Below are 25,766 nucleotides of genomic sequence, written 5' to 3' on the forward strand. Positions count from 1 at the left end.
TCTTTCAAAATGGTGCATTGGTGCCGGAGTCGACAGGTTCGGCGAGGCCGTGTTCAGCCGCGTGCTGGATGGCGAGATCGAGCGCATCCATGAATTCGCGCACGCGGATCGGCTTGGTGAGGTAGCGGAAAAATCCCGCTTCCAAGCCCTTTTCTATGTCGCGCGGCATGGCGTTGGCGGACAGCGCCACCACCGGAATGTGCGCGGTACCGCTGTCTTCGCGCAGGATCTTGAGCGCGCCGTAGCCGCTCATGCCGGGCAGGTTGATATCCATCAGGATCACGTCGGGCTTGCAGGCGCGCGCCATTTCGACGCCATGGTAGCCGTCGACGGCGGTCAGCAGTTGCAGGTCGCCGCGGCGCTCCATCAATTGCTCGACCAGCGCCAGGTTGGCCGGATTGTCTTCCACGTACAGCAGGCTCGGCTGCCGGCCGATCCTGCGCGCGGCAGCCTGGCGCCGGCCGCGCTCCAGTTCGTCATCGTGGTCCGGCGCCAGCGCAGGTTCGGCGGCGCTGGCGAATTCGACCCAGAACACCGTGCCCGAACCGACCGTGCTGTCGACGCCGATACGGCCATCCATCAACTCGACCAGGCGCTTGGTGACCACCAGCCCGATGCCGGTGCCTTCCTCGGTACTGTTTTCCTGGCCCAGGCGGTTAAACGGCTGGAACAGTTGCGCCAGCTGCATGGGCGCCAGGCCGGCGCCGGTGTCTTCCACGCTCACGCGCACCCGGCCGTCGGCCACCAGGTCGCAGGTCACGCTCACCGAGCCGCCTTCGCGGTTGTACTTGATCGCGTTCGACAGCAGGTTGATCATCACCTGTTTCACGCGGGTGCGGTCGGCGTGAATAAAGAGCTGCTTGTCGACGACCGGAAAATGCAGGCCCAGGTTGCGGGTGGCGGCCTGCGGGCCGATCATGCCATGGCAGTCGAGCAGCACCTCGCCCAGCGACATCGATTCCTGCGACATGGTTACCTTGCCCGATTCGATCATGGCCAGGTCGAGGATTTCGTTGATCAGGCGCAGCAGATACCAGCCGCCCTTGAGGATCTGGTCGATCGAGCGCTGCTGGTGCGGGGCCGGCGGCGGCACGTCGGAGGCCATCAGTTGGGCAAAGCCGAGCACGGCGTTGAGCGGGGTGCGCAGTTCGTGGCTCATCGACGACAGGAATTCGGACTTGGCGCGGTTGGCCTTGTCGGCCGTGGCGCGCGCGCTTTCGAGCTCGACGTTGGTTTCTTGCAGCGCGTACTCGAACTGCTTGCGCTCGGTCACGTCGCGCGCGGCGGCGAACACGCCCTGCAGCTTGCGGTCGCGGTCGTAGAAGGTGCTGGCGTTATACGACACCACCGTCTGCGTACCATCGCGCGCCATCGCCGTCAGCTCGTAATTGGTCACCTTGCCTTCGCGCAGCACCCGCGTGACGGCTTCCTGCGCCCGTTCCGGCTCGGAAAAATAGCTTTTGAAGGGCGCGCCGATCAGTTCGTCGCGGGTGCAGCCGGTCAGCGCTTCCATCTGCTGGTTGACGTCGCTGATGATGCCGCGCGGATCGGTGGCGATCAGGGCATCGGTATTCGATTCGATCAGCGAGCGCGTGTAGAACTGCTGGTCGCGCAGGCGCTGGTCGAGCAGCGCCTGTTCGGCCTCGACCTGCTTGCGGGCGGTATTGTCGCTGCCGATCAGCAGGTAGCCGATCACCCGGCCGGGCGCGTCGCGCAGCGCCGTAACCGACACCAGCGCCGGAAAGCGGGTGCCATCCTTGCGGATATAGGTCAGTTCGTAAATGTCTTCGATGCCGCGCAGGGCCTTGTACACCATCGATTCGAAGCCGGTGGCGATCGGCTCGCCCATTTCGTGGCTCAGTTCGACGGCGCGCGCTTCCAGTTCCGGGCGGTCGGAAATGTCGGCCGGGGTCAGCTTGTCGACCACTTCGGCGGCCGTGTAGCCCAGCATGCGCTCGGCGCCGACGTTGAAGATCTGGATCACGCCCTGGGCATCGGTGGCGATGCTGGAAAAATTGGCGCTGTTGAAAATCGCATCTTGCAGCGCGCCGGCTTTGAGCAGCGGTACCGCGTGCAGCGCCCGGTCGGCCTCGGTACGCTGGCTGATCGCGCGCTGCACCCGCACGAACAGCAGCGCCAGGAAAATGAGCAGCAGGATGATGCTGGCCTTGATCAGGTTGACCGCCCCTGCCGAGTCCACCGCGTAGTTCAGGGCGATGCCGCCGACCAGCAGCAGCACCGTCAGGGTGGCGCCGAAGCCGATCACCATCAGGCGTTCGACCGAGGTGTTGTGCAGGAAACCGTTACTCATCCGATGTTTCCCTGGCGGTGACGCACATCCGACAGCAGGCGCGTGAATTCCTTCTTGACGACGGCGTAGCATTCGCACACATCGTCTTCCAGCCCGGCCCGGTCGAGCACCGTGATATGCCCGCGCCGGTAACTGATGTAGCCGTAGCCTTGCAGGCGCCCGGCCGCCTCGGTCACGCCCTCGCGCCGCACGCCGAGCATGTTGGCGATCAATTCCTGGGTCATGGTCAATTCGTTGGACGGCAGGCGGTCCAGGGTCAGCAGCAGCCAGCGGCACAGTTGCTGCTCCACCGAATGGTGCCGGTTGCACACCGCCGTTTGCGACATTTGCGTCAGCAGGGCCTGGGTGTAGCGCAGCAGCAAGCGCATCACGTGGCCGCCGCGGTTGAATTCTTCCATCAGGATCGCCGCCGGCAAGCGGTAGGCATGGCCGCGCGTCTGCACCACGGCGCGGCTGGGCGTGCTGTCGCCACCCATGAATACCGATACGCCGAGCACGCCTTCATTGCCGACCCCGGCAATTTCGGACGAGCCGCCATTTTCCAGCAGATAATGGAGCGAGACGATCGCGGTGGTGGGGAAGTACAAATGGTGCAACTTGTCGCCGGATTCGGACAACACGTCGCCAAGCAACAGGGGAATCAGTTCGAGGTGCGGCGCCAGACGGTCGAATTCGGCGTCGAGCAGCGCTGCCAACAAGTGGTTCTGGTTCGGGTCGTGCTTACTGGACATTGGAGACAGCCTATTCTTCCAGTGAAAGATGGGTGGTTAATCCGATAGAATATCACGCGCAGTCATTCCACGACGCAATGCTGGACGTAAACGCCGCGCGCGTCCGTACGCAAGCGTACATACAAAGGGCGCGTTTTCAGGTATCGTGTTCTTACGGCGAGCGGTGACCGGGCGCATGCGGGCGGGAGATGGTCTGATGAGAAATTTATTGCGCCGGGTGCGCATTTCTGTCTCGGTATCGGCGCTCCTCGCGCTGCTGATCGGCCTGGCACTGACGGCACTGGTGTTCGCCTCGGTGCGGCGGGTCGAGTCGCATGCGCGCACCTTGCAGTTCAAGCAAGAGGCGAACCTGCGCATCAATGCGGTGTCCGGCGGGCTGGCGGACGCAATCGAGCAGCTCATGGTCGTCAACCAGCTGTTCAATACCTTCGGCGTGGTCGAACGCGAACAATTCCGCAGCTTTACCGCCCCCTTGCTGGCGCGTTATCCCGAACTGCAAGCGCTCAGCTTCCAGCGCCTGGTGAGCGACGCCGAGCGTCCGGCTTACGAGGCGCTGCAACGCCGCCGCGTACCGGACTTTACCATCACCGAATTCATCAACGAGCGCCACGTTCCGGCGCCCCGGCGCCCCTTCTACAACGTGGTCGAGTACATCGAACCGGCCAGCGGCAATGGCATCGCGCTCGGGCTCGATACCGCCGCCATGACGACCTACGGCGATGCGCGCTCGCGTTCGCGCCGCAACGGCCGGGTTGCCGCCACCGGCCTGCTGTCGCTGGTGCAGTACCGGGGCTTTCATACCGGCTTCCTGGTGCTCGCCCCGGTGTACCAGCGTCTGGCCCCGCAAGACACCGTCCGCCAGCGCCAGCGCGCCGTGATCGGCGAGACCGCCGCCGTGTTCCGCGTCGGCCACCTGATCCATACCCTGCTGGGCAACGCCAGGCTGCTCGACCAGCCGGGCATGTCGATCAATATCTATGCATCGGGCTCGGCGCAAGCGACCCAGCTCGCGTTTTCCAACGGCAAGGCGGAGCCCCCGTCCGGCGCCACCGGGGCGCTGCCGGTCTGGCTGCTGTACAACTATCCGGCGCCGGTGAATGCGGTGTTCCAGGTGGCGGGCGAGCCATGGTTCATCGAGGTGGCCCAGCAACCGCGCTCGTTCATCGATATCCGCGCCGGCTCCTGGTACGCGCTGCTCGGCGGCTTATTGTCGAGCCTGCTGGCGGCCGCGTATATCTACAACCTGGTGACGCGCCATTCAACGATCGAACGCGTCGCCGGCGAACGCACCGCGGCGCTCCAGTTCGCCAACCTGCGCCTGACCGAAGACCTGGCCCTGCGCAAACGCACCGAAAAGGCGCTGCGCCTGCGCGAAAAAGTCATTGAAGTGTCGGCCAATGCCGTCATCATCTGCAACGCGCAAGGGCCCGACTATGCCGTCGAATACGTCAATCCGGCGTTCGAATCGATCACCGGCTACAGCGCTGCCGAGGTCATTGGCAAGAGCCTCAAATCCCTGCATGGCGCCGGGCACGACCAGCAGAATACCGAGGAAATCAGCGCCGCCCTGCGCGAGCAGCGCGAAGGCCACGTCGTGCTGCGCAATTACCGCAAGGATGGCAGCGGCTACTGGAACGACCTGTTCATCGCGCCGGTGCGCGACGAGGGCGGCGCGATCAGCCACTTCGTGGTGGCCCAGTACGATATCAGCGCCGTGATGCGCTTCGAGGCCGAGCTGGAATACCAGGCCAATCATGACGCCCTGACCGGGCTGGCCAACCGCCACTTGCTGGCCGAGCGGCTCTCCAGCGCCATCGCGCAGGCGCACCGCGCGGGCACCGAACTGTGGGTCGTGTTCGTCGACCTCGACCGCTTCAAGTTCGTCAACGACACGCTCGGCCATGAAGCCGGCGACGCCATGCTGCGCGTGCTGGGCGAGCGCATCAAGGGCGCCGTGGGCGAGGGCGACACGGTGTCGCGCATGGGCGGCGACGAGTTCGTGCTGGTCTTGCCCGGCCATCCCGGCGACGGCGACGGCTTGCGCGTGCTCCAGCGCATCATGGACGCGGTGGCCGAGCCGCTGCGGATCCAGGCGCACGAATTTTTCGTTACCTGCAGCCTGGGCGTGGCGGTCTACCCGGCCGACGGCGGCAACGCCGACACCCTCACCAAGCATGCCGACATCGCCATGTACCGGGCCAAGGAACTGGGACGCAACACCTACCAGTTCTATCGCCCCGACATGAATGCGAGCACCCTGGAGCGCCTGCGGATCGAGGCCGACCTGCGCCACGCGCTCGAACGCAACGAACTGGTGCTGCACTACCAGCCGCAGATCGACGTCAAGAGCGGCGCCATCGTCGGCATGGAAGCGCTGCTGCGCTGGGAGCATCCGGTGCTGGGGGTGGTTTCGCCGCTGCGCTTCATCGGCCTGGCCGAAGAAATGGGCCTGATCATCCCGATCGGCGCATGGGTGATCCGCACCGCCTGCCTGCAAAACATGGCCTGGCAAACGGCCGGGATGGGCCGGCTGCGCATGGCCGTCAATTTGTCGGCGCGCCAGTTCACCGGCAAGGATTTGCTGCAATCGGTAACGGACGCCCTGCAGGAAAGCGGCCTGTCACCTGGCTGCCTGGAGCTGGAGCTGACCGAGAGCATGGTCATGAGCGATGTCGAGAACACCATCACCATCTTGCGCATGCTCAAGCAACTGGGCGTGCATCTGGCCATCGACGATTTCGGTACCGGCTACTCCAGCCTGTCGTACCTGAGCCGCTTTCCGCTCGACGTACTCAAGATCGACCAGTCCTTTGTGCGCGACATCGCGCTGGGAACCGACGCGGCCGCGATCGTGGTGTCGATCATTTCGCTGGCGCACAGCCTGCGCCTGAAAGTCATTGCCGAAGGGGTGGAGACCGCCGAACAGCTCGCTTTCCTGCGCGAGCATGGCTGCGATGAAGTGCAAGGCTATTTCTTCAGCCGCCCGGTGGGCGCGCTGGAATTTGCCAGCCTGATGGCGCATGCGCCGTGCACGATGGCCTGAAGCGCCTTGCGGGCGGGCGCTGTGGCCCGGCGCCGCCCTCCGGACCGGAGTGGCTCAGAACGAGTGGCGCATGCCGATATTGAGGGCCGACCAGCCTTTGCCGCCGTCGGGCGCCGTCGTGGCCATGTAGCCCGGGCCGGTACGGTGCTTGACCAGCGAAAAGGCGGTATAGAAATCGGTACTGCGCGAAACCTTATAGGTGGCGCCGAAAGCGAGCATGTCCACATCGCGGTTGGCGCGGTCGCGGTCGTTCTTGCGCACGAACGACACCAGATAGGTCATGGCGCGCATCGGCACGGCAACGCCCACCAGGATGTCGCGGCTATCGGTCGAGGGCGTGCTGGCCATGGCGGCGCCGTACGGGTTATCCGGATTCCACAAGGGCGAAGCCCCCCAGCCACGGTTGGCGCTGTAGGCGGCATAGGCCTTCATATTGCCCAGGTCGACATTGGCGGCGACGATGGAATTCTTCGCATCCATGCGGTTGCCGAGCGCGGTTGCCGGTGCCACCTTGGCGACGCTCTTGTTCTGGTGCGCCAGGCGCAGGGTGACCGGGCCGCCTGAGATACCGACCGACAAGCCCCAGGCGCGGCTGTTCTGGCGGTCGCGTTCAAAATTACTGAGGGCAAAGCGGCGTGGTTCGGTGACGTCCTGCAAGCCCATGCGTTTGCCGGGATAGCCGAACACCTTGGTGGCGGTCTCGGGCGTGCCCGAGTCGAACAGATCGCTGACATCGACCAGCGCCAGTCCATGCTTCGCTTCCGACGGTGTCAGGGCGGCCCGGTACACGGAAGTATGTGTTTGGGCATTCGCACCCGCCGCGCAGGCGCACAAGGCAACAACGGCAAAAGAAGATGGTTTCATGATGGAACTCCGTACAATGAATTCTACGCTAGTTACGTTATCCTCCAACCGGTATTTTTGTTCTGTCCGTTACCCCACATAGCAAGCTATCATCGTCGGCATTTGATTGATTCCCGGCCTGACAGGATGACCACAGTGAGTAACAGCAGCAGCAAAACCTTCCGTTATCCCAAGATGCCAGGCACCTTGCGCGCCGATGTGCTGGCGGTCTTGCTGGCATCGGACGACATGACCGGTATTGAGAGTATTTTCGACCAAAGAAAGCAAAGCTTGAGCACGGTAATCCGGGCGCTGATCCGAAAGTACGGCTGGCCGATCGAGCGGCGCGACTTTCCGACCAACACAGCCGATGGCCGGGCTGGCTGGGCCTCGGTGTATTGCCTGCCGCAAGAGGTGATCGACGCCGCCCTGGCCGGCGCCGGGCGCGACTGGCTGGACGGGGTACGGGCGGCCCGCGCGGCGCGCCGGCGCCGTCCGCTGCGCTCGCCGGGGTCCGCCAAAGGCAAAATAGTTGCCGAGGCAGAGGAGCACGAGGGCGAATGAGGACCGCCTGCAACGCTGGCGGCGGCTTACGTCAACGCGACGAACAATCAAGGGTGATATGGGTCCGGAGATTTACAAGGTGGCCGACATTGGGCGCGGGTACCTGGCCGTGATGGCAAAGCCGGTGGCCGGCGAATGGATAGACGACGAGTTTGCCGGGATCGCCAGGTATGGCATTACCGCCATGGTTTCCCTGCTGGAGCGGCACGAGATACACGAACTCGGCCTGGTCAATGCGCCGGCGCTGTGCGCGTCGAACGGCATCGTCTTCACGCATTTCCCGATTGCCGACCGGGGCTTGCCGGGCGTGCCGGGCGTGTTTGCACTGGTGCAAGCGCTCGGTCGCCGCATCGAGGATGGTGAACATATCGTCATTCATTGTCGGGCAGGCATCGGACGCACCGGATTGATGGCCGCGGCGGTGCTGGTAAGGCACGGCTGGACGCCCGAGGCCGCGTTCAGGCAGGTGTCGGCGGCGCGGGGCGTACAGGTGCCGGATACCCCTGAACAGCTTGCCTGGGTAGGAACGCACCAGAAGCGCTTGCTCACGGCCTGAGTGGTTCGCCGTCCTTGCAAGCCGACCGTGACTTTCCACGGGAGCGCCCAGCCCACGCGGGAACCAAGCGGCGTGCCGGTGCCAGGCGACAGGCTACGTCACCACCTGCGCGCGGCATGGAACGCCGCCCGTGACGGACAAACGCAATGGAACGGCATGGTCCGCATAGCCGTCCGGCCGCACCACAAGCGCCGCCACGCCTTCCAGTTCCGCCTCCCTCCCCGGCACCGATGCCGTCACTAAATTCACCCAGGCGCCGTCCAGCGCAGGCTGATAATGTCCCTGCACGCCGCCATCGAGCTGCAACACCAGCCAGCGCCCGCCCGCCAGATGCTGGTACAGCGACGACGCCGCCCCATCGGCATGCCTCAGTGGCCAATCGGGCAACCTGCGGCCGGTCCAGCGCGCGCACGCGTCCCCGCCCGGCGCCCCGGAAAGCAGCGCAGCCGGATAGCGGATGCCGAAACCCGACAACTCGTGCGCCAGCGTCGCATTGAGTTCCGCCCCCTTCATCAGCTCGCTGAGCGTGGCGCGCAGGGCTTGCCCTGCCGGGCCGAAAGAATCCATCATCAGCGCACTCTGGGCCAGCGTATTGCGGTACAGCGCCGCTCCCACCGGATGGCGTTCGCCTTCATAACTATCGAGCAGCACGGCATCCGCCCTGCCGCGCAGCACGCCAGCGAGCTTCCAGCCCAGGTTCATGGCATCTTGCATGCCCACATTCATCCCCTGCCCGCCAGCCGGCAAATGGATGTGGGCCGCATCGCCCGCCAAAAATATCCGCCCTTTACGATAAGACTGCGCCAGGCAGGTTTGGTTCGAAAAACGTGACAGCCATGCCGGCGAATGCATGCCGAAATCCTCCCCCGCCACGCGCCGCGTCGCTGCCGACAGTTCCTGCAGGGTGAGCGGAACCTCCAGCGCTACCTCGATCTCCTGCGCATCGACCACGATCACCCGGTACAGCTCGCCGCCGAGCGGCACCACCATCAGGCCGCCCGCCGGGTTACCCAGACTGATCGCCCGGCCCGGCGGGGGCGTGAGCAGACGGACATCCCCCAGCATGGCCGTTTTGGTCGGCGCCACGCCATCGAAGGCGATGCCGGCCTGCCGCCGCACCAGGCTGCGCGCGCCATCCGCACCGGCCAGATAAGGCGCCGCCAGCCTGAACGGCTCCCCGGCCCGGGTGCCGCTGACCCATACGCCATCCTCATCCTGCCCGCTTGCCTCGACCGTCGCCCCGCGCCGCAAGTCCACGCCCAGTTCGCCGGCCCAGGCTTCGAGCAACTGCTCCGTCACGCTCTGGGGAATGAACAGGGTGAAGGGATACGTGCTGTCGCAGGCGCTGAAATCGAGCCGGGTCGGCAGTCCGGCAAAATGGCCGCTGGGAATGGGCATGCCGCGCGCCAGGAAGCGCCCGGCCACGCCGCGCAGCGCCAGCATTTCCAGCGTGCGTCCGTGCATGGTCAGTGCGCGCGATTGCGGCACCGTCTCCGTCCGCCGTTCGAGCACCGTCACCCGCACGCCGGCCAGCGCCAGTTCACACGCCAGCAACAGCCCGACCGGGCCGGCGCCAACCACGATTACCTCTGCATTGCTTGTCATCGTCATATAAGCTAACATTGTTAGGGAGCTGCAAAGGTAAGCCTAACGCCGTTAGATTGTCAACAAAAAGAGGAAAACAATGGGAATTTCGCGCGCGGCGGTGATCGCCACGGCATTGGGCTTGCTCGATGAAGTCGGCCTGGAAGGATTGACCATGCGCCGGCTGGCCGACGCCCTCGACATCAAGGCCGCATCGCTCTACTGGCACTTTGCCAACAAGCAGGTGTTGATGGACGGCATGGCCGACGCCCTGATGGCGGAGGTGGCGCAGGCAGTGGCGCCGGCCTCATGGCGCGACGCGGCCGGCGCCACGGCGCGGGCGGTGCGCGCCGCCCTGCTCGCCCGGCGCGACGGCGCGCGCGTGTTCGCCGGCACCTATGTGGTCACCGACAACGTACTGCGCGTGGCCGAGTCGATGATCGGCCCGCTGCGTACGGCTGGCGCCAGCACCCGCATGGCGGGCTGGGGCGCGTTTTCCATCCTGTACTACGTGCTCGGGTTTGTGATGGAGGAACAGGGCCTGGACCCGGCCGCCGCCGCCCCCATCGATGCGGCCAGCCGGCGCGCTCCGTTCGAGGAACTGGCCGCGCAACGCTATCCGCACGTGCTGGCCGCCATGGACGATCTGTTCGACATGGATTTCGAGGCCCGCTTCGAGGCCGGGTTGGACCTGATCCTCACCGGCCTCGACGTCAAGATCAAGGCCGGCGCCGGCTAGAACTGTTCCCACTCATCGGCCTGGACCGACGGCTTGACGCTCCGGGCCGCGGCTTTGGCCGGGGCCTTGGCTGGCGCCTTGGCGACCACCCTGGCACGCGCTGGCGCGGCAACGGCACTGCGCGCCGGCGTGCGCGGCGGCGCGCCGTGCGCATCGTCGCCATGCAGCTTGAACACGCTAACCGCCTCGGCCAGTTGCACTGCCTGCCCCTGCATGCTCGCGGCGGCGGCGGCAGCCTCCTCGACCAGGGCTGCGTTTTGTTGGGTGGCATTGTCCATCGCCACGATGGCCACATTCACCTGCCCGATCCCGGCGCTCTGCTCGGCGCTGGCGGCGGCGATTTCGCCCATGATGTCAGCCACCTGGCGCACCGACGCCATGATCTGCGCCATCGTTTCGCCGGCCTGGTTGACCAGCGCGCTGCCATTGTCGACCTTGCCTACCGAATCGTCGATCAGCGCCTTGATCTCCTTGGCGGCGCTGGCCGAGCGCTGCGCCAGGTTACGCACTTCCGACGCCACCACCGCGAAGCCGCGCCCCTGCTCGCCCGCGCGCGCCGCTTCGACCGCGGCATTGAGCGCCAGGATGTTGGTCTGGAAAGCGATAGCGTCGATCACGCTGATGATATCGACGATCTTGCCGGAACTTTCCTTGATCGCGCCCATCGTTTCGACCACTTCGCTGACCACGCGGCCACCCTTGTTGGCGTGCTCGGCGGCGGAAACCACGAGTGTGTTGGCCTGGCGCGCATTGTCGGCGTTCTGGCTGACGATGGATGTCAGTTCTTCCATCGACGACGCGGTTTCTTCCAGGCTGGCGGCCTGGTTTTCGGTGCGCGACGCCAAGTCCATATTGCCGGCGGCGATTTCGGACGAGGCGGTCGTGATCGTATCGGTGCTGCTGCGCACGGCGCCGACGGTGCGGGTCAGGCCCTCCACCATGTCCTTCAAGGCCGTCAGCAGGCGCCCGGTTTCATCCTGGCGGGTGACCTCGATGCGGCTGGTCAGGTCGCCGCGCGCGACCGTTTCGGCCAGGGTCACCGCTTCGCCGATGGGCACGGTCACGGAACGGGTGATCAGGAAGCCGGCCACGGCCGAGATCGCGCTGGCCAGCGCCAGCAGCATCAACATCATCAGCGCCGCCGAGCTGGACGCGTCCGCCGCGTCCTTGCCGTCGCGCGCCATCAGCCCGGTCTGGTATTTGAGCACGGCATCGAGCCGGCCGAAGTACGCGTTCTGTATCGGAATGACTTCCTTGAACAGGAACTGGATGGCCGCGTCGCGCTCGCCCGCTTCGAAGCGCTTGACCGCTTGCGAGCGCAGCTGGAAATAGGCGTCGAAGGCCTTGGCCTGATCCTGGAATAGTTGTTTCGCTTCGTCGGCGCCCATCATCGCGCCCAGCTTGGCGGATGCCTCGGCGCCGGTGCGGTCGGCATCGAGCATGCCGCTCATCAAAGCCTTGGACTGGGCCGGATCGGGCGCCAGCATGGCGTTGCGCAGCGACTGGGCGCCGCGGTTGGCGTAGCTGCGCATGACATTGGTCAGTTCGACCTGGACGTAGCGGTCGTTGACGATATGGTCGGTCAGGGAACTGGTGTAGCGGATGCGGCTGATGCCGAACAGGGACATCACCAGCAAGATGCAAATCGTCAAGCCAAACCCAATTGCCAGACGCGCACCAATTTTCAGATGAGAAAACATCACGACAATCCCCCTTGACAGCGTTCACATGGGCTAAGCAATGAGAATCATTGTAAGCCTGCTTCATGTAACGCAGTCAAAGGGTGTTGTTAAGCGGAACAGCCGCCCCGGTTTAGCGCTGGGCCGGCACGAACTCTTGCAGCACGGCCTGGCGCAGCAGCGTCGGCGGCACCAGCCCCTGCGCCAGCACGAAGTCGTTGAAAGCCTGGCGGTTGAACTTCTTGCGCAGGGCGACCTCGGCTGCCTGGCGCGTTTCCATCAAGCGCTGGTAACCGTAGAAATACGAGGTTGCCTGGCCCGGCGCGCGGAAGGTGTAGCGCTGCACTTCCTGGGTCGCCATGCCTTCCGACAGCCCCACCTCATCCATCAGGAAGGCCTTGACGCCTTCCGGCGTGATCTCGCCCAGGTTGACCATCGGATCGAGGAAGGCGCGGGCGGCGCGGTGCATGCGGGCTTGCAGCGCGAACAACTGGCCGTCGAGCGGCTCGTAGGGCTGCATTTCCGCTTCCGCGTACAAGGCCCATCCTTCGACGTTGACGCTGTTGAATGCAAATACCGCGCGCGCGGTCGAGACGCCGGTTTCGATCATCTTGGCAAATTGCAGCTCGTGCCCGGGGCGCGCTTCGTGCGCCGTCAGCGTCCAGGTTGCCGCTTCGTGGGTGAAGTCGTCGAAGGCCAGCGTTTTGCCTTTGGCGTCGGGCGGCATGCCGGCGGTCAGCACGAATTCGCCATATTCGCCGGTGTTGCCGATCAGGCGCGGCGGGTTCATGTGCGGGGCCGGCTGCGCCGCGCTCTCGGCGGTGCTGGCCATGCGGATGACCGCCTTGCGCTCCGGCAGCGACACGATATTCTGCGCGCGCACGGCCGCTTCGATCTGGTTCAGGCGGTCGGCGTACAAGGGCATGACCTGCTCGGGCGCCACCTGCTGCTTTTTCAGCTCGGCCATCACGGCGCGGTAATCGGGATTGGCCAGCTTGCGCTCGCGCGCGATCAGGCCGGCGGTGATATTCATCTGGTTGCGGATTTCGGCGAACGATGTCAGCGCCTTGGCGATCAATTCCTGCGGACTGATATCGACCCCGAACTGGCGCAGGTTATTCGCATAGACCTCGGCCGGCAAACGATGGTCGCTGCGCGCGCGCGGCAGGATCTGCTTTTTCACGTGCTCGTTGTAGGCCGTCAGCTGCGTTTCCAGCGCGGCGAAACTCGGTTCCCAGCCTTTCAGCTCGCTCTTGCTCAGCAAATCCTTGATGCCCTTGATCAGGGTCGGGCTATCGTTGATCGCCTGCTCCACTTCATCCTTGAAAGGGCCGACCAGGTTCTTGTTCGCTTTCAGGCGCTCCTGCAAGCGTTCGACCGCCAGTTCGGTGGCCGGGCGATATCCCTTGGCGAGGCCGGCGTATTTCTGCAGCCGGACCAGCAGCGTCTTCTGGCGCTCCTTGGGAATGCGCGGATCGAGCGTCTGGCGCACCACGCCGAACAATTGGTCGGCCAGATTATCGAACGGCACAAAATACTTGCGGTCCAGGGCGGTCCCGCGCATCTGGTCCTCGGCGCTGCCGATCAGGATATCGATATCCTGGCGGATTTTGACGTCGGTTTCGGCTTTGCGGCGCTTTTGCAGTTCCGCGATGACGGCGCGGGTATCTTTATTGGTCAATTCGAAGCGGTCGCGCGACAGGTCGGTGATCTCCTCGTCGTAACCGTCGACACCCAGGCCGCTGGCGCCTTCGGGTGAATATTTGGCCATCACGTTGAGCACAAGCTTGGCGTTGGTATTACTTTTGGTAACCCACTCCGGTTCGGCCGCAGAAACAGTGGCGCACAGCGACAGCATGGCCAGGGCGACGGCGGCGCGGATAGTACGGATGGTGGTGTGAGGCTTCGGCATGACGCTCCTTGATTTATACATATGCGGCCTGACCGGGAACCGGCCGGATGCGCGGACCACTGTTTTACCAGATACCGGCCGATTGATCAAAGCTTGCATGTCAGCCTGCGGCCATCGAACCGGCAGGCTGTGGCAGCGGCGGAAAATTTACAGCCGCCCGAACACCTGCTCGAATGCGGCGAACGTCCCGCGGTCTTTACGATCGAGCACCGCGAACGTCACGTGGCGGAATGCATTCTTGTAGCGCGGGTTATACAGCAACTGGGCGGCGAACCAGCCCGCCATTTCCTCAGGCAGATTGCCGAACACGCCGCAGCCCCAGGCCCCGAGAATCACATCCTGATGACCGTGATGCAGGGCCAGCGCCAGCAGCATGTCGATTCGCTGCAGCATGCGCGGCGCCACATCCTGCATCCGCTCCGGCTCATTGCGGGAAAGCGCACCCCGGTTGACGGCCGGCGCGGTCACGATGGAGACGACATACGGCGCATCGAGCAAGGCATACGCATCGTCGCGAAAAACCGGCACCTTGGGCGAATAGATCATGTCGTCGTTGTAGATGCAGGACTTGAGCGCGCGATTGGCCTCGTACATCGCGTTCATCTGCACGATGCAGGGATACAGGCCGGACGATTTGGCCAGGTTTTCTTCCTGCGCCTCGGCGCCGCCCAGAAAGCCGCCGCCGGGGTTTTTCGCGGAGGCGAAATTGAGACACAGCGGATTCTCGCGCCCTTCAGCAACGCCGCGCCGGGCTGCGGCCAGGGTCGATTCATTGCGCACTTCAAAGCGCGTGAGCGCCGCTTCGCCCGACACCGGCGCCGCGCTCAGTTGCGCCAGCTGCTCGGATGAATAATGAAGGGATTGCGCTTTGGCGAACGCCAGGGCCTCGGCAATGGACACGGTTTCGCCGTGCGCATTTTCATAGTTCCCCCGCTCCAGCACGGCCAGGGTTTCTTGCGCAACGGCTGCGCGATAATGTCGATTATTCATTGGTGTTCCTTTTTCTTTTTATGATGGTCATTACGTAAAACACGCACGGCGGCAGCGTTGCACCGGCCGCGCTTCTGCATCATAAATCACTTAGTTGGAATGCGCAACTAACTTAGTTTGTATTTTCAACTAAGGGGTGGAAAGTGGTAAAATCCGCGCTCGCCACAACGAGGAAAACAATGAGTACCGCCGATCTCACTGAACAGGAATATCTCGCCAGTTACAACATCCACGCGTTCGATGTGCCGTTGACCAGCGTCGACCTGGTGATCTTCACGGTCAGGGAGCAGGCGCTGCATGTGCTGCTGGTGCAGCGCGGCGCACATCCGGCCAAGGGGCAATGGGCTTTGCCGGGCGGGTTTATCGATGTCCGGCGCGACGTCGACCTGGACGCGACGGCCTTGCGCAAGCTGCGCGAAAAGACCGGGGTGTCGGCCCCTTATCTGGAGCAATTGCAGGGATTCGGCAGCAGCACGCGCGACCCGCGCGGCTGGTCGGCCACATTCGCCTATTTCGCGCTGATCGGGTCGGATCAGATTGAACTCCAGCACGGAGCAGGGGCGGACGCCGCTTGCTGGCACTCGATCAGCGAGCATGGCGCGGATATCGACCTGGCGTTCGACCACGCCATGATCGTGGCCACGGCGGTGCAGCGGCTGCGTAACAAGGTCGAATACACGTCGCTACCGGCGCATTTGCTGGCGGAGGAATTCACCTTGTCCGATCTGCAGCGCGTGTATGAAATCGTGCTGGGGCGGCCGATCGATAAAAGCGCCTTTCGCAAACGCGTCAAGGAAGGCGATTTTCTGGAAGAGATCACCGGCAAGCAGCGCCACGGCAGCAATCGCCCGGCGCAGCTGTACCGCATTCGCAGCGGGCAGCCGACCGTCTTTTTCAGCAGGACGATGGGGGCATGAACGCGGCACGCGTCCTGCACGACGTTTTTTCATCCATTTTTGACTGGCCGGGGCGATGAGTAAATTAGCTTGTACCTGCGGAAAAATTATCAGCGACGTCAGCGATTCGCTGCCCTACAAGGCATCGTTCCTCCCGGATGTCAACTGCAACCCCTTCTTTGACTGGGTTATCGACGAGACGCAGAGTTTCGTCACGGCGGCCGTCAATGGCAGTGTTGACGAATGGCTTCTGCAAAAGGGCTACGGCCAGGGTTATGTCGATTTGAAGCTAAGCCACGGCAGTATCATCCACGACCACATTCACACGAAATACCTCAGTCTCTCGCGGGATATATTTGAATGCAAGGAATGCGGACGCGTCCTCGTCGAACTGAGCACCAAAAACCAGTTCACTGCGTACACACCTGATAGCGGTAGCTACAACCGTGTACTTGATGGCGAACCGCCGGTCGACGCGGAGGATCTGTAACGATCAATCCCGGGATGGACTGCGCCGGCGTTTGTCCCATTCACTCATTGCTCGTCCGGCCCATTTGCCACATGCCACGCCGGCAACGGCTCGCGCTTGCCTTTCCACTCGTCCGGAATACCTGACAGGCCAGTATATGAGGCTACGATGCCGCCCACGATAGCGCAAACGGTATCGCGATCCCCGCCTGCGCTGACGGCGAGCCACAGCGCCTCCGGGTAACTATCAAGATGGTGGCTGCAGCACCACAGTGCAAACGGCACCGTATCCTGCGCGGACATGCCGGTGCCGTTGCCAAGAATGGATACCGCGAATTGGACCGATTGTGACGCTGCCGATCGACTGCGCCCGCACGATACGCGAGCGCACCTCGCTTGGGGGCAGCAGCGCCAGCACGCTTTCCAGAAAGTCGCGCGGCGTTGGCAGGGAAACGCAGCCGCGCAGACGGACCGCCTGCGCGGCTGCAAGGGCCACGGCGACGGCGCCAGCTTCCCCTTCGGCATGCGCATGCGTGACTTGCGCGGACAGCAGCGCCTGCCCGGCCGCCATCTCCAGATCGTCCGCGAAGAAAGCACCCAACGGGGCCGCGCGCATGGCCGCGCCATTCCCCCACGAGCCCTGCCCCTCAAAGGTACTGCCGGCCACCACGCGCCAATGTTCGCCCTCGCGAATGCGGGCCAGTACCCGATGCATCGACGGACCGTAGGCCCGGTCGTAATCGTAATGCCCGGCCAGGCTGGCGGCCAGCCGGTCCTGATCGATGCGGCCGCATTGAGCGAGCATGGACACCACCGACAGCGACATCTCCGTGTCGTCGGTGTAATGCCATGGCGCCGCTGGCGACTGGCGTTCGGCAACGTGGCGGTCCGGATCGGCAAGCTGAAAAAAACACTGACCGAACGCATCCCCAACCGACAGGCCCTCAAGTGATTCAAGTGCACGTGCTAATGGACTCATCAAGGATCGACCTTCATATAACGTGAATGGACGCTGCACACTACCTTGCATGCGATAGCAGGCGCGCTTTCAGTGCGTCGGGCAGCTAACGCAACTCTTCGGGGCGATCCTTTGAAAACGTCCAGCCACCAAACAGGCGTGCCACTCCTTCCATCGGGGTCGAGCTGGCGCACGAATCGCCGCCGGATGCGACGACCATACCAATGTTCCGGCGCCAGCTGGAGAAGCACAATCCGACACGGCGAATTTTCTACGAGATCAATGACTACCTGGCCAGCAAAGGCACGCTTCCTTACCTGTTGCGCCGTGAAGCAGGTGACATACTGCGAATTGATCATGGATCATCCGTCATTCTTCCTGCAAAAGAGGGACCGGAAAAGCTTGTACAAGCGCCCTGATTTGGGGTAATCACAACTCGATGGGTCCAGCTTTGCCAGGATTCCGGGATCGCATCCACCGTAGCGAAGTGCGCCGGTACAGCAGACGTTGATGGCTGCGCATGCCTGATCGATGTCATCGCCGGTCGCCGGCTGCCGAACAAAATAGGTATCGCTGTTATTGTTGGTTAAGAGCGCGAGCAGCGACGGCGCCTCATTTTCAGGCAGCTCGCAGGACATGCAGTCGCTACACCATGTGCCGTTGCGCAGTTGACTTCCTGTTGTGTAGAAGGGACCTTCCGCGTTTTTGGGGAATCGTTGGGGATGAAGGTAATAGTCGTGTTCCATGGCGGGCGTCACAGGTCCGACAGGCGCTCCCGCGGCACCCATCCCTGCACTTTGCGTCCGCTTTTGGGATTGGTGTAGCTCGCATACACGAACGCAGCGGAGGCCAGGGTGGCTGTCACCTTATCGCCCGGCACCACAAACACGCCAGGCATCGCGCAGCCGGCATCGGGAGCGCTCAGGAATTGCAAGCGTCCGGAACCCTTGACGCGGCTGGCAAGCGGCGCGCGCACCGGCGCGGCATTTTTCTGGGCCACGAACCCGGTTGCGCCGCACAGGGTGGGCGATTCAAACACCAGATTGACGTCATCGCCCTGCCACTGATAGGTTTCGACCCCGGCTTCCGGGTCCACCCGACTGTTCAGATGCACTACCGGCTCGGCCCCGGACATGCCGGCGCCGCCAAGGTCGAGGCATTCTCCGAATTCCTTCGACACCTTCGGCCCACTATCGGACAATGCCAGCAAGCGATATGAGTAATGGCAATGCAAACCAGGGCGGCTGCCTTGCACGATGATGTATTCCCGCTCCGCCGCGGAAGTAATGCGAAACAGGGATGCGCTGCCGACGCCGAGGGTCGCGATTTTCTTGCCCGCGACAAGCAGGTGCGTGGCATCCGCGTCCGCAATCACGTCTACCCTGCCATGGCGCGTCTCGATACTGTCCGTGCTGCCGGGTGCCGCCGCAAAGGCCAGCAGCGGGACGAACAAGATCGCGGCCGTCAGTGTTTTGATGTGTGTATTGGTCATGTATGTGCCAAAAAGTACGCCGTATTCTATCAGTCATGCGAACGCCGGCCGCAGCCGGTCCGCTTGCGTATCCCAACGCACGCACCTTGGTCATGGGATAGATTATGATAGGCCCACAATAATTATCGAAATCATATCGCAAAGCTCCTATGCACCACTACACCCTCCAGCAAAAATCGTTTCTGCTTCTTCTCGCCCTGGTCACCATCGGCTTCGGCTGGATCCTGGCGCCCTACGCCGGCGCCGTGTTCTGGGGCGTGGTGCTGGCGATCCTGTTCGCGCCGCTGAACCGCTGGCTGCTCAAGAAGACCAATAACAAACCCAACCTGGCAGCCTTCCTGACGCTGCTGTCGATCGTGGTCATGGTGATCTTGCCGCTGTCGCTGGTCGCGGTGTCCCTGGTCGACCAGGCCGCCGGCATCTACGAGATGGTCCGTTCGGGCGATCTGAGCGTGGGCACCTACTTCAAGAAAATCATGGCCGCGCTGCCGCAGTGGGCTGTCAATCTGCTGGAACGTTTCGACCTGTCCACCCTGTCGAAGCTGCAGCAGAAAATGACCGAAGGCGCATCGCAGGTCAGCCAGACCGTCGCGCGCCAGGCCATCCATGTGGGCAGCTACACCGTCGACCTGATGGTCAGCATGTGCATCATGCTGTACCTGCTGTATTTCCTGCTGCGCGATGGCCAGGCGCTCGCTGCGCGCATCAAGGGCGCAGTTCCGCTGAGCCGCAAATACAAACAGCGCCTGTTCAACAATTTCACCGCCGTGACCCGCGCTACCGTCAAGGGCAATATCCTGGTCGCGATTGCGCAAGGTGCGCTCGGTGGACTGATCTTCTGGTTCCTGGACGTGCAGGCGCCGGTGCTGTGGGCCGTGGTGATGGCATTCCTGTCGCTGCTGCCGGCGGTCGGGGCGGCGCTGGTGTGGGCGCCGGTCGCCATCTATTTCCTGGCCACCGGATCGATCTGGGAAGGCGTCGTACTGAGCGCCTTTGGCGTGGTCGTGATCGGACTGGTCGACAATATCCTGCGCCCTATCCTGGTGGGCAAGGACACCAAGATGCCAGACTACGTGGTGCTGCTTTCCACCGTGGGCGGCATGGCGCTGTTCGGCCTGAACGGCTTTGTGATCGGCCCGGTGGTGGCGGCGCTGTTCATCGCGGCGTGGGACCTGTTTGCCTCGGCCAGCGAGTTCCACACCGATTAAGCGCCAGGCCGCATCGGCTCAGTCGTCCGCCTTCGGGTGCCAGCGCTGCAGCGGCGGCTCCGGCGACGTGAGCGCTTGCAGGCGCTTGTACAGCAGGCTGGTTTCGAGCAGATTGCAAATGCGCAGCATCGTCTCGATCAGATCGAACGGCTTGGCCAGGAAATCCTTGGCCCCCAGCGACAGCGCGCGCCGCCTGGCTTCCTGAGTGACGTCGGCGCTGATGACCATGACCGGACGAAACTCATTGGGCGGCGTGCGGCGCGCCAGTTGCTCCAGGACCGCGTAACCGTCCAGGTCCGGCATCATCAGGTCGAGCAGCACCAGGTCGGGATCGAACGCCGACACCAGATCGAGCGTGCGGCGCGGATCGGTGGTGCTGACGACATTGCGAAACCCTTCTCCCGCCAGCATGTCTTCGAGAATCTTGACGTTCTCGATCTTGTCGTCGACGATCAGCAGCCGCATGGCAAGCAGTTCGGAAATATTCATGGCAGCAATCGGTCCAAGGTAGCAAAAAACAGGGGCACGTCGAGCGGCTTGGTCAGGTAGCCGGCGGCGCCGGCGGCCAGCGCGCCTGCAATGGTCGCAGGTAGGGCGTCGGCGCTGACCATCACCACCGGCGTCTGGCTCAACCCGGCCGTGGCGCGCAGCTGGGCGAGCAAGTCGAGTCCGGATACGTCGGGCAGGTGCAGGTCGAGCAGCACCAGATCGGGCGCGTGGCGTTGCGCCAGCGCCAGGCCCGCGCTGCCGGTGGATGCGCTGAGCAAGGTGATGCTGGGGCGCCGCGCCAGCAGGATCTCGACCAGCGCCAGGTTGGAGGACTGATCCTCTATATAGAGCACGGTACAGGCCCGCTGCGATGGCGGCGCCGCCATGTCCGCAGGCCGTGCTGCAAGCGCATGGCCCGCCGCGGCACTCAGCGGCAGCTCGACCCGGAACGTGCTGCCCTGCCCCACCGTGCTTTCCATTCCGATATCGCCGCCCATGGCGCGTACCATCTGCAGCGACACCGCCAGCCCCAGGCCGGTACCCTCGCCGGGACGGTGCTCGGCGCCCAGCCGGTCGAACGGCGTGAACAGGCGCGCCTGCAAGGAGGGATCGATGCCCGGGCCGTTGTCGATCACGCCGATGCGCGCACGCTCGGCGTCGGCCTCGACGCGCAACGATACAGTCCCGTTCGGATGGTTATACTTGACCGCGTTCGACAGCAGATTGAGCATCACCTGCAGCAAGCGCTTGCGGTCGGCCAGCACGTGCACGACGGACGACGGTGCCGGGGCAGCCAGGGTCACGCCGCGCTCGCCGGCCATCGGGGCGATCAGGGCCAGCGCTTCGCGCAGCAGGCTGTCCACCTCGACCGGCTCCGGATCGAGGTCCAGATGGCCGGTTTCGATGCGGGCGATATCGAGCACTTCATTGATCAGCGCCAGCAGGTGACGGCCGCCTTTCAGGATATGGCCGACATGCTCGCGCTCGGCCGGCGTGGTGAGATCACGTTCGAGCAGTTGGGCAAAGCCCAGGATCGCGTTGAGCGGCGTACGCAGTTCATGGCTGGTGCGCGACAGAAATTCGGTCTTGGCCTGGCTGGCGCGTTCGGCTTCGCGATAGGCTTGCTCGGCGTCGGCGCTGCGGGCCGCCAAGAGCATGCTGGCATGCTCCATGCGCGCCGCCAGCTGGCCCAGTTCATCGGTGGCGGGCGAGATTGGCGCCAGCGGCGCGCCGCGCGCCAGCCGCTGCGCGTTATCGGCCAGGTCGCGCACGCGGCGCCCGATGCCGGTTGAAAACAGCAGCACCACGACGAGCGCGCCCAGCACCCCGGCCGCGCTGGCCACGCCGGTGGCGACCATGGTGCGCGTGTAGACCTGGTCGGCAAAACGCTCGCTTTCGCGCCGCAGCACGTCTTCCCGCGCCAGCATGGCGTCGATGTGGCCGCGCAGCTCGTCCAGCACCACTTTGTTCGAGACCAGGATCGGCACCAGCGTTGCCGCCGGCGTGGTGTTGCCGAGGGCGACCAGTTCGCTCAAGCCCTCGCTTTTCCTGGCGGCCAGGGCGGCCACCTGGTCGAGCAAGGCGCGCTGCTGCGGATCGCGGATCTGCCCGCGCAGCCGGCGCAAGGTGCGTGGCAGCTCGGTTTCTGCAATCCGGTAGCGCTCCAGGAAATTCGCCCGCCCCGTCAACAGGTAGCCGCGCACGCCGGTGGCGGCCTCGGCCAGCAAAGTATGCACTTCCTGGATGTCGTGCTGGATCTGCAAGGTGCGCTGCACGCCCTGCTGGGCGCGGCGGCTTTCGGCCCCCATCAGGTAGCTTGAGGCGAGCGCGCCCAGCAGGATCACCAGTGGCACCGCGATCAGCACCAGGCCCTTGACGCGCAAGGAGCGGTTCGACCACCACTGGGACCAGCTCGACAGCGCGCTCATGGGTTCGTCGCGCCGGAATGGCCGAAGCCCAGTTCGACCGCGCGGGCGGCGACCTGGGTGCGGTCGGCCAGGCCGAACTTGTGGATGATGCGTTCCACATGCACCTTCACCGTGCCGGGTGCGATACCCAGGCGCAGGGCGATGTCGGCATTGGTCAGTCCGTGCGGCAGCAAGCCCAGCACCTCGCGCTCGCGCGGCGTGAGCGGGGTGAGCAGCTTGGCCGATTGCGCGGGCGGGACCGTCGCCCGCGCGGCGCCCTGCGGCAAGGCCGAGGCCAGCATGCTGGCCAGGGTGAACAAGGCGGCCAGGTCGGCCTCGCCGGGAACCGGCAGCGGGCGGCGGCTGGCCAGTTGCAGCACGCCGAGCGCACGCCCGGCCGAACGCAGGGGAAACAGCAGTTCGACGCCGGCCATCGCCCCGGCCGGCAGCAGCATGCGGCTGATGCTGTTGCGCCGGACCAGCACGCCGGCCTCGTCCTTCAGGCTGGCGGCGAGGGCGCCTTGCGCGGGAAACCGCATGCCGGCCGGCAGGACCTCGCCGCGCGCGGCCTGTACGCGCAGCGCGCCGTTGTCGTCGGCCAGCACGCTGCCGCAGTCGAAGGCGGAAAAGGCCAGGGCAAAGCCGAGCATCGCGTCCAGCGCGGTGGCGGCCTCGCGCGCGGCGAGCGCCTGGCCGGCCTCGTGCAGCAGACGCAGGCGGGCGGTATTGGCTTGCTGCTCGCGATAGTGCTCGCGCAGGGTGTGGGCGGAGGGAGAAGTGGTACGGGGCATATGCGCAGTATATGCCGAACGGCAGAGTTCCAGCTAGGCCTGGCGGCGGACGGCAAGGCGCTGGCGGCGGGCGATAGTGTGCCTGTCGCAGCAAACAATGCGCCATCCACTTTGATTTAACAGGAGAACTTCATGAAAAAACTGATCCTTGCCGCTTCCCTCTTCGCTTGCAGCCTTGCTTATGCCAAGGAACCGCCACGGGTATACGGCAACGAAGCCGTCGCGCCCGTCACCAAGCAGGACCGCGAGATTGCCGGCCTGTTCGACCGCTGGAACGCCGCGCTGGGCACGGGGAAGCCGGCGGAAGTGGTCAAGCTGTATCACCCGAAGGCGGTATTGCAGCCGACCGTGTCGAACCAGGTGAGGACCACGCCGGCGGAAATCGAGGATTATTTCGTGCACTTCCTGGAACTGAAGCCGCACGGCGTGATCAATTCGCGTCATATCCAGATGCTGAGCAAGGATAGCGCGGTCGACAGTGGCGTGTACACCTTTGACATCGTCAAGGATGGCAAGCCGGCCAAGGTGCAGGCGCGCTACACCTTCGTGTACAAGAAGCTGGGGAAGGAATGGCTGATCCTGAAGCACCATTCGTCGGCGATGCCGGAGCAGGTGGCGGTGAACTAAGAGGGCCACCGCCGGGACACGACGGAGACAGGCCGGGTGTCGGGCCTGCACGCTGACCTTGGTCATAAGCGTCCATGAAGCAGGCCGAAGCTGGACGAGTCAGAAAATGATGGCAGCGGGATGACGGCAACTGGAAAGTTTATGCGCGCGCTTGCCATAGCGAGTCGCAATGGCGCGCTAGGCGTTGCAGCGCGCGATAGCGGGTCCGACGATATTGCGGCTTAAGGCTTGTGCATCGAATCAGGGTACTGCCGGGGCGTGCGGCTAGCCAATCGCAAATCGCAGCATGGTAAGCAGCGGAATATAAAATATTACCGATAATTCAGTCCACGGAGTTAATGTCAAGTTTTTTAATGTATTTAAACGTAACTGTTAAAGTAAAAATCATAATCTGGATAGATTCGTATATAGTTCATGGCCCGACTACTTGTCTTTTATTCACCATACTTTCTCATTGTAAATAGCAGATTAAGAATGAAATGTATGACAATGTTATCACATATGATATATCATGGCCATGGCTGGTAACAGTTGCTAGCGCCACTAGTTACCCGCTAATTTTTTCAACAGATATTTATAAATCGGGAACCTGAGACTACGTATGAAGATATTTATTCGCTCATCCAAGCAGACAAGCAAATGCATGGCGCTCTTACTGCTTTATATGGGGTCGATAACAACAATGTCGACCACGCAAGCCGCGACAAATCTCGTTCTGAGAAATCCGAAGTTTACAACCGACCCGAAAATCGCCACGACCCCGCCAGGCTGGACGTTTTCCAATCCTGCCTTGGTTACATGGTCCACCACCGGGGGATATGACAATTCGGGTGCCATCAAACTCTCCGACCCGGGTCCGAATGTGTCGGCGGTGGCCGAAAGCGAGCAAGTGGCGGTGAAGGCCGGCGCGCAAATCGATGTTTCCGCCCAGGTAAAGTTGCAGAACAATACCGACCCGGCAACCGTGATGCTGGCAATTAAGTTCTATGCTGGCACTACGGCTTTACCCATTACAACGTCGATGGGTGCTGTCGGCAATAACGATCAATGGTTGCTGACCAAGCTTTCCGTTATTGCGCCGGCAGGCGCAACAAAAGCCTCGGTGGTGCTATTTACCGCAAATGCGGCGCCTGCAACCGCCTATTTCGATAACATCACCTTCACTACCCCCGACATTCAAGATAAAGGCGACCAGATAACACGCTCCCTCGTCTCTGCTGCGGCATTCGACGGTGATGTCCTGTATGTTGGCGCCACTGGCTTTCCAGCGAAATTCGCCGCGTACAACGTTAGTAATGGTGAGCGACGTTTTGAAGTCGAATTGCCAAAGACCGAAGAAATACTGAGCGTCGCTGTTGCGACCGACCGGACCGTTTATATCGGAACCGCCTCCGGCCGGCTTTACCAACATGGTTATGGATCGACGACTGTCAAGCTCGTGGGAACATCAATTTCCGAGGCAATTTGGACACTCAAGCCAGGTTCCAATGGGAGCATGTATGGCGGTGGATCGAAGGATGCTGCTGCGTTCCATTTCACGCCAAGCGATTCTAAAATGTATCCGATCCCGGGTCCGGTAAGCACCGCGAAGAATGTGCGTTCGCTTGCTGTTGATAAAATTGGTGAAAAGATTTATTGGGGGCTTGGAACCTCTGCAGCCTCGTATCAGACTGATTTGTCCGGAAACAACCCTAAGGACTTACTTAGCGGCGTTGCGAAAGGCACTAACTGGGATTATACTTATTATACTGATTATGTCGGTGGAAAAGTATTCGCACGAATAACGGGAAGCTTGTTGAATCAAACGCTGGTACTGGATCCAAGTACACCAACGGCCAAGCCACCTGAGCCCATCTCGTTATACACAACTCAGGCGCCTTCCTCCCGTAGTGCCTGCAATGTTTGAGCTGCGGTCATTACTTGGTCCAATCCTCGCCAGATGGTCTTGACGCCGGGCTCGCCATCGCTTTTGCGGGCA

23 protein-coding genes are annotated in these 25,766 nt (G+C 63.1%); 9 read left to right on the top strand and 14 right to left on the bottom strand.

Going from position 1 to position 25,766, the window contains the following annotated elements; all coding sequences use genetic code 11:
- Positions 1–4: 4 nt before the first annotated feature.
- The gene (locus F2P44_RS30565) at positions 5–2,311 is read right to left on the bottom strand and encodes a PAS domain-containing hybrid sensor histidine kinase/response regulator (RefSeq protein ID WP_187363482.1); all 2,307 of its coding nucleotides are present in this window, start codon (positions 2,309–2,311) and stop codon (positions 5–7) included.
- Positions 2,308–3,042 (bottom strand): Crp/Fnr family transcriptional regulator, encoded by a 735-nt coding sequence (locus tag F2P44_RS30570; RefSeq protein WP_167093204.1) that lies wholly within the window; start codon positions 3,040–3,042, stop codon positions 2,308–2,310. The genes F2P44_RS30565 and F2P44_RS30570 overlap by 4 nt, the downstream gene beginning before the upstream one ends.
- 196 nt (positions 3,043–3,238) lie before the next feature.
- Here F2P44_RS30570 and F2P44_RS30575 point away from each other — a divergent pair, with 196 nt between their 5' ends.
- Positions 3,239–6,085, top strand: a complete 2,847-nt coding sequence (locus tag F2P44_RS30575) for a bifunctional diguanylate cyclase/phosphodiesterase (RefSeq protein ID WP_187363483.1) — start codon at positions 3,239–3,241, stop codon at positions 6,083–6,085.
- A gap of 54 nt (positions 6,086–6,139) precedes the next feature.
- Here the strand turns inward: F2P44_RS30575 and F2P44_RS30580 are convergent, their stop codons facing one another.
- On the bottom strand, positions 6,140–6,949 hold the full coding sequence (locus F2P44_RS30580) for a porin (RefSeq protein WP_167093206.1): 810 nt from the start codon (positions 6,947–6,949) through the stop codon (positions 6,140–6,142).
- Between the two features lie 135 nt (positions 6,950–7,084).
- On the opposite strand from F2P44_RS30580, the gene F2P44_RS30585 reads away from it, so the two are divergent.
- A complete protein-coding gene (locus tag F2P44_RS30585; RefSeq protein ID WP_370662767.1) occupies positions 7,085–7,492 on the top strand; it encodes a hypothetical protein in 408 nt (135 codons plus the stop codon).
- Between the two features lie 58 nt (positions 7,493–7,550).
- On the top strand, positions 7,551–8,048 hold the full coding sequence (locus F2P44_RS30590; RefSeq protein ID WP_167093208.1) for a protein-tyrosine phosphatase family protein: 498 nt from the start codon (positions 7,551–7,553) through the stop codon (positions 8,046–8,048).
- Between the two features lie 93 nt (positions 8,049–8,141).
- On the opposite strand, the gene F2P44_RS30595 is transcribed toward F2P44_RS30590, so the two are convergent.
- Complete coding sequence (locus F2P44_RS30595) at positions 8,142–9,659, bottom strand: FAD-dependent monooxygenase (RefSeq protein ID WP_223165129.1); 1,518 nt, start codon at positions 9,657–9,659, stop codon at positions 8,142–8,144.
- Positions 9,660–9,732: 73 nt separating this feature from the next.
- On the opposite strand from F2P44_RS30595, the gene F2P44_RS30600 reads away from it, so the two are divergent.
- Complete coding sequence (locus F2P44_RS30600; protein WP_167093210.1) at positions 9,733–10,371, top strand: TetR/AcrR family transcriptional regulator C-terminal domain-containing protein; 639 nt, start codon at positions 9,733–9,735, stop codon at positions 10,369–10,371.
- Here the strand turns inward: F2P44_RS30600 and F2P44_RS36245 are convergent.
- From F2P44_RS36245 to F2P44_RS30615, 3 genes are all read right to left on the bottom strand, one after another.
- Positions 10,368–12,071: a methyl-accepting chemotaxis protein gene (locus tag F2P44_RS36245; RefSeq protein WP_167093246.1), complete on the bottom strand. Its 1,704-nt coding sequence runs from the start codon at positions 12,069–12,071 to the stop codon at positions 10,368–10,370. The genes F2P44_RS30600 and F2P44_RS36245 overlap by 4 nt on opposite strands.
- Before the next feature lie 112 nt (positions 12,072–12,183).
- The gene (locus tag F2P44_RS30610; RefSeq protein WP_167093212.1) at positions 12,184–13,962 is read right to left on the bottom strand and encodes a DUF885 domain-containing protein; all 1,779 of its coding nucleotides are present in this window, start codon (positions 13,960–13,962) and stop codon (positions 12,184–12,186) included.
- A 147-nt stretch (positions 13,963–14,109) separates the two neighbouring features.
- Positions 14,110–14,952: a TIGR02452 family protein gene (locus F2P44_RS30615; protein WP_167093214.1), complete on the bottom strand. Its 843-nt coding sequence runs from the start codon at positions 14,950–14,952 to the stop codon at positions 14,110–14,112.
- 179 nt (positions 14,953–15,131) lie between these two features.
- On the opposite strand from F2P44_RS30615, the gene F2P44_RS30620 reads away from it, so the two are divergent.
- Both F2P44_RS30620 and F2P44_RS30625 read left to right on the top strand, forming a co-directional pair.
- Positions 15,132–15,869: an NUDIX hydrolase gene (locus tag F2P44_RS30620; protein WP_167093216.1), complete on the top strand. Its 738-nt coding sequence runs from the start codon at positions 15,132–15,134 to the stop codon at positions 15,867–15,869.
- Between the two features lie 55 nt (positions 15,870–15,924).
- The gene (locus F2P44_RS30625; RefSeq protein WP_167093218.1) at positions 15,925–16,338 is read left to right on the top strand and encodes a DUF8617 domain-containing protein; all 414 of its coding nucleotides are present in this window, start codon (positions 15,925–15,927) and stop codon (positions 16,336–16,338) included.
- 44 nt (positions 16,339–16,382) lie between these two features.
- On the opposite strand, the gene F2P44_RS36700 is transcribed toward F2P44_RS30625, so the two are convergent.
- From F2P44_RS36700 to F2P44_RS30640, 4 genes are all read right to left on the bottom strand, one after another.
- The gene (locus F2P44_RS36700; protein ID WP_223165130.1) at positions 16,383–16,619 is read right to left on the bottom strand and encodes an ADP-ribosylglycohydrolase family protein; all 237 of its coding nucleotides are present in this window, start codon (positions 16,617–16,619) and stop codon (positions 16,383–16,385) included.
- Positions 16,564–17,295 (bottom strand): ADP-ribosylglycohydrolase family protein, encoded by a 732-nt coding sequence (locus F2P44_RS30630; protein ID WP_223165131.1) that lies wholly within the window; start codon positions 17,293–17,295, stop codon positions 16,564–16,566. Before F2P44_RS30630 ends, F2P44_RS36700 begins: the two co-directional genes overlap by 56 nt.
- Positions 17,296–17,636: 341 nt before the next feature.
- Complete coding sequence (locus F2P44_RS30635; protein WP_167093219.1) at positions 17,637–18,020, bottom strand: hypothetical protein; 384 nt, start codon at positions 18,018–18,020, stop codon at positions 17,637–17,639.
- An 8-nt stretch (positions 18,021–18,028) separates the two neighbouring features.
- Positions 18,029–18,766, bottom strand: a complete 738-nt coding sequence (locus tag F2P44_RS30640; RefSeq protein ID WP_167093221.1) for a hypothetical protein — start codon at positions 18,764–18,766, stop codon at positions 18,029–18,031.
- Between the two features lie 149 nt (positions 18,767–18,915).
- Between F2P44_RS30640 and F2P44_RS30645 the strand changes: the two genes are divergently transcribed.
- Positions 18,916–19,974, top strand: a complete 1,059-nt coding sequence (locus F2P44_RS30645) for an AI-2E family transporter (RefSeq protein ID WP_167093223.1) — start codon at positions 18,916–18,918, stop codon at positions 19,972–19,974.
- An 18-nt stretch (positions 19,975–19,992) separates the two neighbouring features.
- Here the strand turns inward: F2P44_RS30645 and F2P44_RS30650 are convergent, their stop codons facing one another.
- From F2P44_RS30650 to F2P44_RS30660, 3 genes are read right to left on the bottom strand one after another with little or no spacing between them, the layout of a single operon-like run.
- Positions 19,993–20,463, bottom strand: a complete 471-nt coding sequence (locus F2P44_RS30650; protein WP_167093225.1) for a response regulator — start codon at positions 20,461–20,463, stop codon at positions 19,993–19,995.
- A complete protein-coding gene (locus F2P44_RS30655; RefSeq protein ID WP_167093227.1) occupies positions 20,460–22,391 on the bottom strand; it encodes an ATP-binding protein in 1,932 nt (643 codons plus the stop codon). Before F2P44_RS30655 ends, F2P44_RS30650 begins: the two co-directional genes overlap by 4 nt.
- Positions 22,388–23,161, bottom strand: a complete 774-nt coding sequence (locus F2P44_RS30660; protein ID WP_167093229.1) for a helix-turn-helix transcriptional regulator — start codon at positions 23,159–23,161, stop codon at positions 22,388–22,390. The genes F2P44_RS30655 and F2P44_RS30660 overlap by 4 nt, the downstream gene beginning before the upstream one ends.
- 132 nt (positions 23,162–23,293) lie before the next feature.
- Here F2P44_RS30660 and F2P44_RS30665 point away from each other — a divergent pair, with 132 nt between their 5' ends.
- On the top strand, positions 23,294–23,788 hold the full coding sequence (locus F2P44_RS30665; RefSeq protein ID WP_167093231.1) for an SgcJ/EcaC family oxidoreductase: 495 nt from the start codon (positions 23,294–23,296) through the stop codon (positions 23,786–23,788).
- A gap of 601 nt (positions 23,789–24,389) precedes the next feature.
- Complete coding sequence (locus F2P44_RS30670; protein ID WP_167093233.1) at positions 24,390–25,694, top strand: hypothetical protein; 1,305 nt, start codon at positions 24,390–24,392, stop codon at positions 25,692–25,694.
- Positions 25,695–25,766 lie beyond the last annotated feature (72 nt).

Source organism: Massilia frigida (assembly GCF_011682175.1).
GTDB classification, from domain to species: domain Bacteria; phylum Pseudomonadota; class Gammaproteobacteria; order Burkholderiales; family Burkholderiaceae_D; genus Telluria_A; species Telluria_A frigida.